Genomic DNA, 14,264 nt, shown 5'->3' on the forward strand with positions numbered 1-14,264 from the left:
GGTGTTCACGTGCCCGTTACCCGCGTGAGGTACACCATGGGAAGGCGCCCCGGCGCCGGCTGCGGTCCGCGCGGCCTGCCGGCGCGGACCGCCGATCCCGGGCGCCGCACCGGCAGCCCCGGCCCATCCTGACTTTCCCCCACCAACACACTTTCGATGAACACACCAAGGAGCACAAACATGGAACTATGGCCCGGCGAAGCGTATCCCCTGGGGGCGACCTATGACGGTACGGGGACGAACTTCGCGCTCTACAGTGAAATTGCGGAGTCCGTCGTGCTCTGCCTGTTTGACGATGACGGCACCGAGACGCAGATCCCCCTGAAGGAAGTCGACGGCTACGTCTGGCACGGCTACCTGCCGCAGGTCGCCCCCGGCCAGAAGTACGGCTACCGGGTCCACGGCCCGAACAACCCCGCCGAGGGGCACCGCTGCAACCCGAACAAACTGCTGCTCGACCCGTACGCCAAAGCCGTCCACGGACAGATCGACTGGGACCAGGCGCTCTTTGGCTACAACTTCGGGGACGAGTTCTCGGTCAACAACGAGGACTCCGCCCCGCACATGATGCTCGGCGTCGTCGTCAACCCGTTCTTCGACTGGGATGGTGACCGCATGCCGCGCACCCCCTACCACCAGTCGGTCATCTACGAGGCGCACGTCAAGGGCCTGACCCAGCTGCACCCCGAGATCCCTGAGGAGCAGCGCGGCACCTACGCCGGCGTGGCGCACCCCGCCGTCGTCGCCCACCTGCAGAAGCTCGGCGTCACCGCCATCGAACTGATGCCGGTGCACCAGTTCGTCAACGACAGCACCCTGCAGGAAAAGGGACTCTCCAACTACTGGGGCTACAACACCATCGGGTTCTTCGCCCCGCACAACAGCTACGGCTCAGCAGGAGACCAGGGCGAGCAGGTCCAGGAGTTCAAGGCGATGGTCAAGGAACTCCACCTCGCCGGTATCGAAGTGATCCTCGACGTGGTCTACAACCACACGGCGGAGGGCAACCACCTCGGTCCGACCCTCTCCATGCGCGGCATCGACAACTCGGCCTACTACCGCCTCGTTGAAGACGACAAGCAGTACTACATGGACTACACCGGCACGGGCAACTCCCTGAACGTCGGCAACCCCCACTCGCTGCAGCTGCTCATGGACTCTCTGCGCTACTGGGTGACCGAGATGCACGTCGACGGCTTCCGCTTCGACCTCGCCTCCGCCCTGGCCCGCGAGTTCTACGAGGTCGACCGGCTCTCGGCGTTCTTCGAACTCGTCCAGCAGGACCCGGTGGTCTCCCAGGTGAAGCTGATCGCCGAGCCGTGGGACGTCGGACCCGGCGGCTACCAGGTGGGCAACTTCCCGCCGCAGTGGACCGAGTGGAACGGCAAGTACCGGGACACCGTGCGCGACTTCTGGCGCGGCGAGCCCTCAAGCATCGGCGAGTTCGCCTCCCGCCTCACCGGTTCGGCCGACCTCTACGAGCACTCCGCCCGCCGGCCCGTGGCCTCGATCAACTTCGTTACGGCCCACGACGGCTTCACCCTGCGCGACCTCGTCTCCTACAACGAGAAGCACAACGAGGCCAACGGAGAGAACAACAACGACGGCGAATCGCACAACCGGTCCTGGAACGGCGGCGTCGAAGGCCCCACCGACGACCCGAAGGTGCTGGGGCTGCGCGCACGCCAGCAGCGCAACTTCATCGCCACCCTGCTGCTCTCCCAGGGCGTCCCCATGCTCCTGCACGGCGACGAGCTCGGGCGCACCCAGGACGGCAACAACAACACCTACGCCCAGGACTCCGAGCTCAGCTGGGTGCACTGGGACAAGATGGACCAGCCCCTGCTCGAGTTCACGGCGGCCGTCAACCGCCTGCGGTCTGAGCACCCGACCTTCCGCCGCCGCCGCTTCTTCGACGGCCGTCCGGTCCGCCGGGGCGAGGGCGAGGCGCTGCCGGACATCGTGTGGCTCGACACTTCCGGCGAGCTCATGGCACCCGAGGACTGGGACAGCGGCTTCGGCCGCTCGATCGGGGTCTTCCTCAACGGGCAGGGAATCCGGGGACGTGACGCGCGCGGCCAGCGCATCACCGACGCCAACTTCCTGATGTACTTCAACGCCCACGACGAGGCAGTCGACTTAACCATCCCGGCCGAGGAGTACGCGCCGTCCTGGGACGAGGTCATCGACACCGCGGGCAAGTACGCGGACACCGAGGCCATTCCGGCCGGGACGACGATCTCCGTCGAGGCCAAGTCGATGGTCGTGCTGAGGTCGCACACCGAAGCCGAGGATCACGACCACTCGGTGGCGGCGTCGCTGGCGATCCTCGCCAACGAGGTCACGTCGAAGACCGGCTCCGCCTAAGCGGCACCACGTCCGCAGCACTGCGTGATCCGGTTGCCGGGCCCATCCGGGCCCGGCACCCAGCAGCACCCCATCCCTCCAGGAGGAAATGCGTGAAGACACCGAAATCGACCTACCGGCTGCAGATTCGAAGCGAGTTCGACCTGCGCGAAGCCGCGGCCCTGGTGCCGTACCTGCACGACCTCGGAGTGGACTGGGTGTACCTTTCGCCGATCCTGACGGCGGAGAAGGGCTCCGGCCACGGATATGACGTCACCGACCCCACCACGGTCGACCCGGCCCGCGGCGGACGGGAGGCTCTCTCCGAGCTTTCCGCCGCCGCGCGGGCCGCCGGGATGGGCGTGCTCGTTGACATCGTCCCGAACCACATGGGCATCGAGACCCCGGCCGACAACCCCTGGTGGTGGGAGCTGCTGCGCGGGGGCCGGGACTCCCGCATGGTTGAGGCCTTCGACGTCGACTGGGACGCCGGCGGGGGCCGCATCCGGATCCCGGTACTCGGGGACGGCCCGGACGAGGAGTCCGCTCTGGAGATCGTCGATGGTGCACTGCGCTACTACGACCACCGCTTCCCCCTTGCCGAGGGGTCCTTCGCCCCCGGTGACACCGCGGCCGAGGTCCACGCCCGCCAGCACTACGAACTGGTGAACTGGCGGCGCGCCGACAGCGAACTGAACTACCGCCGCTTCTTCGGCGTGAACACCCTCGCCGGCCTGCGCGTCGAGGTGCCCTGGGTCTTCGAGGAAAGCCACAGTGAGGTCCGCAGCTGGTTCGACGACGCGCTCGTGGACGGGCTGCGCATCGACCACCCCGACGGCCTCGCCGACCCCGTCGGCTACCTGACAGACCTGCGCCGCCTCACCGGCGGCGCCTACGTCCTGGTCGAGAAGATCCTCGAACCGGGGGAGGAGCTTCCAGAGGGCTGGGCGTGCGAGGGAACCACCGGCTACGACGCGCTCGCCGAGATCGATCGGCTGTTCACCGATCCGGCCGGGGAACACGAACTGACCTCCCTGGTGCCCGTCGAGCCGTTCCACGAAATGATCCACGGCACCAAGCGGGGGATCACCGACGGGATCCTGCGCTCGGAAGTGCTGCGGCTGGCCCGGCTCGTCCCCGGGGATGCGGGCCTCGACCCGGCCGAGGCCGCCGACGCCCTGGCCGAACTGCTGACCTGCTTCCCCGTCTACCGCAGCTACCTGCCCGACGGCGCCGGCTACCTCGCGGACGCCGTGCGGGACGCCTCGGTGCGCCGCCCCGACCTGGCCGCCGCCGTCAAGACCCTTCACCCGCTCCTTGACCCGTTCCTTGAGGGCGGCCCGGACGCTGAACTTACGGAACTGGCCCGCAGGTTCCAGCAGACTTCGGGCATGGTCATGGCCAAGGGCGTGGAGGACACCGCGTTTTACCGTTACAACCGCCTCGTTTCGCTCAATGAGGTGGGCGCGGACCCGTCGATCTTCGCGCTCGATCCGCTGGAGATGCACCGCCGCCTGCTCGGGCGCTCGACCGGCAACCCGCTGTCGATGACCACGCTCAGCACCCACGACACCAAGCGCAGCGAGGACACCCGGGCACGCATCACCGTCCTCTCCGAACTGCCCGGGGAGTGGGCCTCGGCCCTTGCCGCTCTCAACGAGGCCGCACCGATCGGCGACGCGTCCTTCGCGCCGCTGCTGTGGCAGTCCCTGATCGGAGCGTGGCCGCTGAGCCGGGAACGCGCCCACGCCTACGCCGAAAAGGCCGCACGCGAGGCCGACGCCAGCACCCACTGGACCGCACCGGACGAGGAATTCGAAGCGGCGATGCACGCCGCCGTCGACGCCGCGTTCGACGACGCGCGCGTGTCGGAGCTTCTGACCTCCTTTGTGGAGTTGATCCAGCACCCCGGGTGGTCGAACTCCCTGGCGATGAAGCTCCTGCAGCTCACGATGCCCGGCGTCCCCGACGTCTACCAGGGCACCGAGTTCTGGGACACCTCCCTCGTCGACCCCGACAACCGGCGCGAGGTCGACTACGGGGCCCGGAAGCAGGCCCTCACCGACCTCGACTTCGGCGCCCAGCCCGCAGTGGGCGAGGACGGGCGGGCCAAGCTGCTCGTCGTCTCCCGCGCGCTGCGGCTCCGCCGGGACCGGCCGGAGCTGTTCGCCGGGTACGAGGCGGTGCACGCCTCCGGGCCCGCAGCGGACCACCTCTTCGCCTTCGACCGCGGCGGCGCCCTGACGCTCGTCACCCGCCTGCCCGCCGGGCTCGACCAGGCCGGCGGCTGGAACGGCACCACCGTTGAGCTTCCCGAAGGCCGCTACACCTCCGCCCTCACCGGCGAAACGTTCGACGGCGGCACCGTCCCGGTCGCCGACCTGTTCTCAGCCCTACCCGTAGCGCTTCTCACCAAGGAGGATGCAGCATGAGCACGTTCGACGTCTGGGCCCCCCGCGCGGAGTCCCTGATCCTGACCGCCAACGGCACCGATTACCCGATGAGCGCCTCCACCGGCGGCTGGTGGAACGCCCCGGCGGACGCACCCTCCGGGCCCGGAATCGACTACGGGTACAAGGTGAACGGGTCATCCACCGCCGTGCCGGATCCGCGCTCGCGCCGCCAGCCCGACGGCGTCCATGCCCTGTCCCGGACCTTCGACCCGGCCGCGCACGAGTGGCAGGACGCCGGCTGGTCCTCACCCGGGATGGACGGCGGGGTGATCTACGAGATGCACCTTGGGACCTTCACCCGTGAGGGGACCCTCGACGCCGCCATCGAACGGCTCGACTACCTCGTTGACCTCGGCGTCCGGTATGTCGAACTGCTCCCGGTCAACGCATTCAACGGAACGCACAACTGGGGCTACGACGGGGTGCTCTGGTACGCCGTCCAGGAGACCTACGGCGGCCCGGCGGCCTACCAGCGCTTCGTCGACGCCGCCCACCAGCGCGGCCTTGGCGTCATCCAGGACGTCGTCTACAACCACCTGGGGCCCAGCGGCAACTACCTCGGCCAGTTCGGCCCCTACCTCACCGAGGGCCTGAGCAACACCTGGGGCGACTCCCTGAACCTCGACGGCCCGGCCTCCGATGAGGTCCGGCGGTACGTCATCGAGAACCTGCTCATGTGGTTCCGCGACTACCACGTCGACGGGCTGCGGCTTGACGCCGTCCACGCGCTGCACGACGAACGCGCCGTGCACATCCTCGAGGAATTCGCTGCCGAGACCGACGCCTGCGCGGCGGAACTCGGCAAGCCCCTGTTCCTCATTGCGGAATCCGACCTCAACAATCCGCGCCTGATCGAGGCCCGCACCGTGAACGGCTACGGGCTCGCCGGGCAGTGGAGCGACGACTTCCACCACGCGGTGCACGTGAACCTGACCGGCGAGACCGAGGGCTACTACGAGGACTTCAACTCCGTCGGCGCCCTCGCCAAGGTCCTGAAGGAGGGGTTCTTCCACAACGGGACCTACTCCTCCTTCCGGGAGCGCAGCCACGGCCGGCGCCTCGACGCCGACCGGGTGTCCCCGCTGCAGCTGGTCGTCTGCGCGCAGAACCACGACCAGATCGGCAACCGGGCCGCCGGCGACCGGATCAGTGCCGCCCTGAACCCCGCCCAGCTCGCACAGGCCGCGGTGCTGACCGTTGCCGGACCCTTCACCCCCATGCTGTTCATGGGCGAGGAGTACGGCGCCACCACGCCGTGGCCGTTCTTCACCTCTCATCCCGAACCGGAACTGGGCAGGGCGACCGCCGAGGGACGGCTCCGGGAGTTCGAGCGCATGGGGTGGGACCCCGAGGCGGTGCCCAACCCGCAGGATCCGGCGACCTTCGAGTCGGCCAAGCTCGACTGGGCCGAAAGCGAAAAGCCCGAACACCGGCAGCTGCTGAACACTTACCGGGAGCTGATCCGGCTGCGGGCCACCGAGCCGGACCTCAACACCCGCGACTTCCGCTCGATCGGGGTGGAGTTCGACGAGGCGGCCCGCTGGCTGCTGCTGCGACGCGGGCGAACTGCGGTGCTCCTGAACTTCGGCGCCGCCGAGTGCGAGGTCCCCCTGGCCGCCGACGGGGCGCAGGTGCTGCTCTCCACGGTGGACGGGGTCCGCACCGGGACCGATACGGTGACCCTGCCGGGCCACGGGTCCCTCATCCTCTCGCTCGCGGCCGGCTGACCATGGCCGCCTCCGAGGTGAGCACCGACGTCCTGATCGTCGGCGCCGGACCCACCGGACTGATGCTCGCGGCCTGGCTGCGCGGGCTCGGCGTGGACGCCGTACTCGCAGACGGCAAGGGCGAGCCCACCCGGGAGTCCCGGGCGCTCGGGATCCAGTCGCGCACCATGGAGATCTACGACCAGCTGGGGGTGATCGGCCCGGTGCTCGAGCAGGCCCAGAAGGCCTTCAGCATCAAGCCCGGCTACGGCCGGCGGTCCTTCGGGGAGGTCCCCTTGGCGGCCCTCGGGGAGGGGCTGACCCCGCATCCGGGGCTTCACTTCCTCGAACAGAGCAAGAACGAACGGATCCTCCTGGCCGAACTGCAGCGCAGGGGAGGGGACGTGCTGTGGAACCGGCGGCTGACGGGGCTCAGCACCCGCACCGGCGGTGTCACGGCGGAGTTCTCCGGCCCCGGGGGACCCCTCACCGTCACGGCCCGCTATGTGGTGGGCTGCGACGGCGGGTCCTCCGCGGTGCGGACGCTGAGCGGCATCCCCTTCGAGGGCGTCACCAACGAATACGTCTTCTATGTGGCCGATGCCCTCGACGTCCAAGGCCTCTCGGCGGCCACCGTTGAACTGCGGCTCAGCGGCGACGACTTCCTGCTCGCCTTCCCGCTGAAGGGGACGGAGGAGGGACAGACAAACCACCGGCTGATCGGGGTGCTGCGCAGCACCGGCACCGCCGACATCGTCGAGGACGTGGCGCGGGGGCGGCTGAGCGAGCTCTTCGGCGTCACCTACGGCACGTCCCGCTGGTTCTCCACCTACCGCGTGCACCACCGGGTGGCCGCGGCCTTCCGCGCCGGCCCCGTGTTCCTGGCCGGGGACGCCGGTCACATCCACTCACCCGTGGGCGCCCAGGGCATGAACACCGGGCTCCAGGACGCCCACAACCTCGCCTTCAAACTGGCCGACGTCCTCGCCGGACGGGCGGGGGAGGAACTGCTCGACCGCTACAACGCGGAGCGGCGCCCCGTCGCCCTGCGCCTGGTCAGCGTCACCGACAGGGTCTTCGCCGGCGTGACCTCCGGTGCCACCACCGCCCGCACGCTGCGGCGGATCCTTCCCCGTCTGGCCGGGCCGGTGGCCGTGCGCGTGCTGCCGGCCGCGCCCATCGCCCCCCGCTTCGCCGGGTACCTCGGGCAGATCCGCATCCACTACTGGATGAGCGAAGGGGCCAAGGCCGCGGCCCGCGGCCGCAGGGGCCGGGTGGTCGGGCGCCGCCTGCCGTGGACGGGCCCCAACTTTGCCCCGCTCGCCGACGCCGTCTGGCAGGTCCACAGCTACGGCGACACCGACGCCGAACTCGCTGACGCGCTCGGGCGGGCCCTCGGACTGCCGGTGCACCAGTTCCCCGCGGCTCCCGCCGCGGGCCTGCGCCCGGACCGGTTCTACCTGGTGCGCCCCGACGGCTTCGTCGCCGCCGAGGCCCCAGCCCACCGCGGGGTCTCCGCACTCCGGGCGGCCCTTCCTCCGGGGTGGACGCCCACCCCCGAAGCCCGCTCCTGACCGCCGGGCCGCGCCGAGGTGTCCGCATAGGATGGTTCCATGACCTATTCCCCCGCAGAAGACCGTTACGACTCCATGCCCTACCGCCGCGTCGGCCGCAGCGGGCTGCACCTGCCGGCCGTGTCCCTGGGGCTGTGGCACAACTTCGGGGACGACAAGCCCTTTGACACGCAGCGTGCCATCCTGCGGCGGGCCTTCGACCTTGGCATCACCCACTTCGACCTGGCCAACAACTACGGGCCCCCCTACGGCAGCGCCGAGACCAACTTTGGGCGCCACTTCGCCGACGACTTTCGGCCGTTCCGCGATGAGCTGATCATCTCCAGCAAGGCTGGATACGACATGTGGCCCGGGCCCTACGGCAACTTCGGCTCCCGCAAGTACCTGCTGGCCAGCCTCGATCAGTCCCTGAACCGCATGGGCCTTGACTACGTCGACATCTTTTACAGCCACCGCCCCGACCCGGAAACCCCGCTTGAGGAGACCATGGGCGCCCTGGACACAGCGGTGCGCTCCGGCCGTGCGCTCTACGCAGGCATCTCCTCCTACTCGCCCGAGAAGACGATCGAGGCCGCCGCGATCCTGCGCGGGCTCGGCACGCCGCTGCTGATCCACCAGCCCTCCTACTCGATGCTCAACCGCTGGGTCGAGAACGGCAGCCCGAACCTCCCTGAGGCCCTTGAGACGGTGGGCGCCGGTTCCATCGCGTTCTCGCCGTTGGCGCAGGGCCTGCTGACCGACCGCTACCTCAACGGGGTTCCCTCGGATTCGCGGGCGGCCGCGGACAAGTCTCTCTCCGGTGAGCACCTCTCCGAGGACAACCTGCGCCGGGTCCGGGGTCTCAACGAGATTGCTGAGGGCCGCGGGCAGAGCCTGGCGCAGATGGCGATCGCGTGGATCCTGCGGCCGCAGGCCAAGGGCACCCCGATCACCTCGGCCCTGGTCGGCGCCTCAAGCGTCGCCCAGCTCGAAAGCAGCGTCGGAGCGGTTGCCAACCTTGAGTTCACGAACGAGGAACTGCGCGCGATCGACGAGTTCGCCGTCGAGTCCGAGATCAACCTCTGGGCCGAGGCCCTGCAGGACTGACACCTTTCCACCGGGCCGGAGCCCGCGTGCCGCTCCGGCGGGACGCGGGCTCCGCCGTTTCCGGCCGGGGACGGTGACCGGGCCGGTCAGCTCCGCCAGCCGGCCGGCAGGGCGGGAAACGCCTGCTCGTATCCGGCGAGCACCGCGGCCGCGGCGTGCGCCGAGTCGATCAGCGGGTGCAGGCTGAACGCGCGCAGGGCGGCGTCGCGGTCCCCGTGTACGGCGGCCCGCACCGTCTCCTGCTCGACCGCCTTGACGGCGCTCATCAGGCCCAGCTGGTGCCCGGAGGGCGGACCCGTTGCGGGAAGCGGCTCGGCCCCGGCGGCAGACACCCGGGCCGGCACTTCGACGACGGCGTCCGCGGGCAGGCCCGGCACCGTGCCGCCGTTGCGGACGTTGAGGATCAGTTCGGCCGGGTTCCCCGTCAGCAGGGCATGCATCAGGTGCAGGGCGATGCGCTCGTAGCCTCCTCCGGCGAGGTCGGCCTCGTCGCGTTTCTCTCCGGCACCGCGTGCCTCGGCGAGGTAGCCGCTTTCGCGCTCGAGCCGGGCCGCCTCCCACAACCGATAGGGGTCCCCGGACCCCTCGAGGTCCGTGTAGAGCCGTCGCTGCTGGTCGAGGAGCACCTCGCCGCGGGTCCGCTCCGCCGAGCGTACGGCCCGCAGGGCCTCCCGGTGGAAGTAGTAGTAGAAGAGGTACTCGTTGGGCAGGGCGCCAAGGACCCGCGGCAGGTCCGGACCGAAGATCCGCCCTTCCTCGAAGGAGGAAAGGCGCACCGGATCGGCCAGCAAGGCGGGCAGGCGGTCCTCCCCGTCTGCGTGCAGACCCCGCAGCCAGCCAAGGTGGTTCAGCCCGAGGTAGTCGACGCCGGCCAGGGAACCGGGGACGGCGGGGAGCCCGGCGGCGGCCGCGGCGCGGGCCACCAGCCCCGAGGCGGAGTCACAGATGCCGATCACCCGATGACCCAGCACCGGCTGCAGCGCCTCGGTCACCATGCCGGCGGGATTGGTGAAGTTGACCAGCCACGCCTGCGGGCACTTCTCGGCCATCCTCCGCGCCAGGTCCAGCATGGCCGGAATGGACCGCAGCGCATAGGAAATCCCACCCGCTCCCACGGTCTCCTGGCCCAGCAGCCCCTCGGCCAGCGCGACCCGCTCATCGAGGACCCGCCCGGCCGGGCCGCCGCTGCGGATCGCGGCAAAGACGATGTCAGCCCCCTGCAGGGCCGTGTCAAGGTCGGGCTCGACGGTGACGGCGGGGGACCGGGTGGGGCCCTCGGCCCCGGCGGGCATGGCCGCCAGGACCCGGGCGACCGCGCGGGCCCGTCCGGGTTCGGCGTCGACGAGGGTGAGGGAGTCGATGAGGCCCGCGAACCGGCCGGAGCCCAGCGCGCGGTAGACCAGGGGAACGCGGAATCCTCCGCCGCCGACAATTACAAGCTTCATGGTCCTCCCCTCCCAGGCCGCCCGGCCTACGAGTATTGTGCCGCACGCCGCGGCCGGCCTTCCGTCCGTCCAATGAGCGATGCCTGATGAGCGATGCCGTGAATCTTGCTACAGCGTGAACACGTAGATCCCCATGAGGCCATAACCGAGCAGATAGCAGACGCGGTACGGCCAGCGCCCTCCAACGACAAGCTGTTCGTCCAGCGGTTTCTCATGACGCCCACGCGGCGGTCGGGCCTTCTCAAACGGGAAGGCGTACCCACGCACGAACTGGGCGCCGACGACGCAGGCGGCCCCCGCGTAGGAGAAGAGGAACGGGCCGGAGAAAGACCCCCAGGGCGGCGCAATGATGCCAACGACGATCACGACGTAGTTCGCGACGGTGACGAGGTGCTCGAAGAACCGGTCGGTTCTCGAGCCCCGCTTTATGTAAGGGGGGATTTCGTGCGTGTTCAATGAGAAAGAAACGGCGAAGATGAAGATCAGCACTAGAGAAGGGATGACCCGCACCCCCAACGTGTAATCAAGTCCTCACCAGGTTGATTCGGAACCGGATGCCTCACTCGGCGTCACCCCTCGTACAACAATCGACTTCTCTCCCGCCGTCGCGCCGGTGCCAATCGGATCGCCAGCAGTGGCGACCCGCCTCGTCGATACAAACACAGTGCCGCGATCGATGAGGACGGATGGCCTCCCGCAGCGAAAAACTAGCCATAATCTGCGGTGAAAATGCGGCAGTGGGATTTCCGTGGCATTTCACGAACCTGCCTGCGTTCCACCTCCATCGGCTCCTATCGGTCGGGGGCAGCGAGTATTGTGCCCTACATGGCTAAGCAGCACCGCTTCGACCCCCTCGCCGGGCTGCGGTCTCCGGACGACCCCGAATTCGACCTCCTGCTGGCCGGCCAGGTCTTCTTCGACATCACCTTCACCGGGCTGGACCAGCTCCCGCGCCCCGGCACCGAGGTGTGGACCGACGGGATGGGTTCCAGCCCCGGCGGGATCGCCAACCAGGCCATCGCCGCGGCCCGCCTCGGCCTCCACACCACTCTCGCCGCCGCGTTCTCCGACGACGGCTACGGCCAGTTCAACTGGGACATCCTCAAGGACCAGGAGCACGTCGACCTCTCGCGCTCCCAGGTCTTCAAGAACTGGCACTCCCCGGTGACCGTCTCCCTCTCAGTGGAGCGGGACCGCTCGCTGGTGACCCACGGGCACGCCCCGCCGCTGAGCGCCTCCGAACTCATCGGTGTCCCACCGAGCTGCCGCGCCGCCATCGTCAGCGTCGGCGGGGAGCTCGAGCCGTGGGCGGCTGCCGCCACGGCCAACGGCACCCGGCTCTACGGGGATGTGGGCTGGGATCCCCACGGGGAATGGGCCCCGCAGGTCCTCACCACGCTCGGCCACTTCTACGCGTTCATGCCCAACGACGTCGAAGCGATGGCGTACACGCGCACCGAAGACCCCTGGGCGGCCCTCTACGCGCTCGCCGACCATGTCCCGGTGGCCGTCGTCACCGTGGGGCAGCAGGGCGCCATGGCCATCGACTCCCTCACCGGAGAGGAGGAGTGGGTACCCGCGCTGCCGGTCACCGCCTTCGATCCGACCGGCGCCGGTGACTGTTTCGGTGCGGCGTTCGTTATGGCCGACCTCGCCGGATTCTCCCTGGCGGACCGGCTGAGCTTCGCCAATCTGTGCGCGTCCCTGTCGGTGCAGGAGGTCGGCGGCTCCCTCGCGGCCCCCGGCTGGGGGGACATCGCCGACTGGTGGCACCGGACCAGTTCAACCCGCGACGGCGTCCGCCGCCAGTGGGTGCGCCGCTACGGATTCCTGGAACACCTCGTCTCCGATGTCCCCGTGGAGGCGGTGCGCCGCGCGTCAGCGACCATCGCCCGCCATTCCGATGCCTGAGGGGGACCCAACCGGCGACGGTGGCAGAATAGGGCAAGTGAGTTTTTCTTCCGCCCCCACCGAACGCACCGTCGAAGTTGACCTTGAGGCCATCCGGCACAACCTCCGGCACCTGCTCGAGGTGGCCAGTCCGGCGCGGGTCATGGCGGTCGTCAAGGCGGACGGGTACGGCCATGGTGCGGTCGCCGTCGCGAAGGCGGCGCTTGAGGCCGGAGCCTCCTGGCTGGGCACGGCGCACATCTCGGAGGCGCTGGATCTGAGGCGCGCCGGCCTAGACGCCCCGGTGCTGGCCTGGCTCCACACCCCGGAGAGTGATTTCGCGGGAGGCATTGAGCAGGGCATCGACATCGGGGTTTCCGGCTGGGAACTTGAGCACGTGGTGGCGGCGGCCCGCCGGCTCGAGCGGCCCGCACGCGTGCATTTGAAGATCGATACCGGGCTGGGCCGCAACGGCTGCTCTCCGGAGCTGTGGGGAGACCTCCTGGACCGGGCGCTCGAACACCAGGAGGAGGGCCTGCTGCGGGTGGTGGGGGTGTTTTCCCACCTCGCCGTCGCCGATGAACCGCACCGCCCCGAGACCGACGAGCAGCTGCGCCGCTTCCGGGACGCCGTGGCCGTCGCCGAGGACGCCGGCGCGGACCTCGAGGTGCGCCACCTGGCCAACACGCCGGGTACCCTCTCCCGCCCGGACTGCCACTTCGACATGGTGCGGGTGGGCCTGGGCATGTACGGGCTCTCGCCCTTCTCGGACCAGAGCGCGGAGGACCTCGGCCTGCGCCCGGCCATGACCTTCGCCACCGTCGTCGCGGGCTGCAAGGAGGTCCCCGCCGGCCAGGGGGTCTCCTACGGGCTGTCCTACCGCACGGAGCGGCCCACCACCCTCGGCCTGATCCCCACCGGCTACGGCGACGGCGTTCCGCGCATCGCCACCGGGGGACCGGTGCGGATCGACGGGCGCACCTATCCCGCCGTCGGGCGGATCGCGATGGACCAGTTGGTCGTCGACTTCGGCACGCAGGGCCTGGTCGGTACCGACCGGAGCCCGCTCGGCCACCGGGCGGTCATCTTCGGGGGCGCCGGCGACCCGCCCGTCGAGGAATGGGCCGCCGCCTCCGGGACGATCAACTACGAGATTGTCACGCGCATCAGCGGCCGCGTGCCGCGGACCTACCTCAACGAGGGCCCGGCCGGTGACTGAGCTGGCCCAACACTGGCTGCGCAGCCGGTTCGTCCATTCCGCCGCCGAACTCCAGGCCGTCGCCGAGGACCTGGGGCCGGCGCTGCAGGGCGGGGACCTGCTGATCCTCACCGGCGGGCTCGGGGCGGGAAAGACGACCTTCACCCAGGGTCTGGGCCGCGGCCTCGGCGTGCGCGGCACCGTCATTTCCCCTACCTTTATCCTGGTCCGCAACCACCCCTCCCTCACCGGCGGTCCGGGCTTGGTGCACGTCGACGCGTACCGGCTGGAAGGGACCGAGGAGGTCGACGACCTCGACCTTGACGCCACCCTCGATTCCAGCGTGACGGTCATCGAGTGGGGGGCCGGGCGCGCCGAACACCTCTCCGACAGCCGGCTCGAGATCACCATCACCCGGCCCACCGGCGCCGGAGCCGCGCCGGCCGGAAAGGCAATCACCACCGACTTCAGCGACGACGTGGACGAAGAACGGGAAGTGCGCATCGCAGGCTTCGGCCCCCGCTGGTCGGCAGGGCCGCCGCCCGGGCTGCTCGACTAGGCTGTTA

General features: G+C 69.7%; 10 protein-coding genes. 8 read left to right on the plus strand and 2 right to left on the minus strand.

Going from position 1 to position 14,264, the window contains the following annotated elements; translation table 11 throughout:
* Positions 1 to 180: 180 nt before the first annotated feature.
* From glgX to mgrA, 5 genes are all read left to right on the plus strand, one after another.
* Positions 181 to 2,367: a glycogen debranching protein GlgX gene (gene glgX, locus GVV86_RS01650; protein WP_159801011.1), complete on the plus strand. Its 2,187-nt coding sequence runs from the start codon at positions 181 to 183 to the stop codon at positions 2,365 to 2,367.
* 92 nt (positions 2,368 to 2,459) lie between these two features.
* Complete coding sequence (treY, locus tag GVV86_RS01655; RefSeq protein ID WP_159617632.1) at positions 2,460 to 4,778, plus strand: malto-oligosyltrehalose synthase; 2,319 nt, start codon at positions 2,460 to 2,462, stop codon at positions 4,776 to 4,778.
* The gene (gene treZ, locus GVV86_RS01660) at positions 4,775 to 6,526 is read left to right on the plus strand and encodes a malto-oligosyltrehalose trehalohydrolase (protein ID WP_159801013.1); all 1,752 of its coding nucleotides are present in this window, start codon (positions 4,775 to 4,777) and stop codon (positions 6,524 to 6,526) included. Before treY ends, treZ begins: the two co-directional genes overlap by 4 nt.
* Positions 6,527 to 6,543: 17 nt before the next feature.
* Positions 6,544 to 8,079 carry an FAD-dependent monooxygenase gene (locus GVV86_RS01665; RefSeq protein ID WP_201291321.1) on the plus strand — a complete coding sequence of 512 codons (1,536 nt, stop codon included), beginning with the start codon at positions 6,544 to 6,546 and terminating at the stop codon, positions 8,077 to 8,079.
* Between the two features lie 39 nt (positions 8,080 to 8,118).
* Entirely contained in the window at positions 8,119 to 9,165 is a 1,047-nt protein-coding gene (gene mgrA / locus GVV86_RS01670; protein ID WP_159801017.1) for an L-glyceraldehyde 3-phosphate reductase, read from the plus strand.
* An 86-nt stretch (positions 9,166 to 9,251) separates the two neighbouring features.
* Here the strand turns inward: mgrA and GVV86_RS01675 are convergent, their stop codons facing one another.
* Positions 9,252 to 10,610, minus strand: a complete 1,359-nt coding sequence (locus GVV86_RS01675; RefSeq protein ID WP_159801019.1) for a family 4 glycosyl hydrolase — start codon at positions 10,608 to 10,610, stop codon at positions 9,252 to 9,254.
* A gap of 108 nt (positions 10,611 to 10,718) precedes the next feature.
* The gene (locus GVV86_RS01680) at positions 10,719 to 11,099 is read right to left on the minus strand and encodes a hypothetical protein (RefSeq protein WP_210252871.1); all 381 of its coding nucleotides are present in this window, start codon (positions 11,097 to 11,099) and stop codon (positions 10,719 to 10,721) included.
* Positions 11,100 to 11,435: 336 nt separating this feature from the next.
* Here GVV86_RS01680 and GVV86_RS01685 point away from each other — a divergent pair, with 336 nt between their 5' ends.
* From GVV86_RS01685 to tsaE, 3 genes are read left to right on the plus strand one after another with little or no spacing between them, the layout of a single operon-like run.
* On the plus strand, positions 11,436 to 12,521 hold the full coding sequence (locus tag GVV86_RS01685) for a PfkB family carbohydrate kinase (RefSeq protein WP_159617626.1): 1,086 nt from the start codon (positions 11,436 to 11,438) through the stop codon (positions 12,519 to 12,521).
* Positions 12,514 to 13,719, plus strand: coding sequence for an alanine racemase (gene alr, locus GVV86_RS01690; RefSeq protein ID WP_159801021.1), 1,206 nt, complete (start codon positions 12,514 to 12,516; stop codon positions 13,717 to 13,719). Before GVV86_RS01685 ends, alr begins: the two co-directional genes overlap by 8 nt.
* Positions 13,712 to 14,257, plus strand: a complete 546-nt coding sequence (gene tsaE / locus GVV86_RS01695) for a tRNA (adenosine(37)-N6)-threonylcarbamoyltransferase complex ATPase subunit type 1 TsaE (protein ID WP_246669840.1) — start codon at positions 13,712 to 13,714, stop codon at positions 14,255 to 14,257. Before alr ends, tsaE begins: the two co-directional genes overlap by 8 nt.
* Positions 14,258 to 14,264: the final 7 nt, after the last annotated feature.

Source organism: Arthrobacter zhaoguopingii, from assembly GCF_009828595.1.
In the GTDB taxonomy this organism is placed as follows: Bacteria; Actinomycetota; Actinomycetes; order Actinomycetales; family Micrococcaceae; genus Arthrobacter_D; species Arthrobacter_D zhaoguopingii.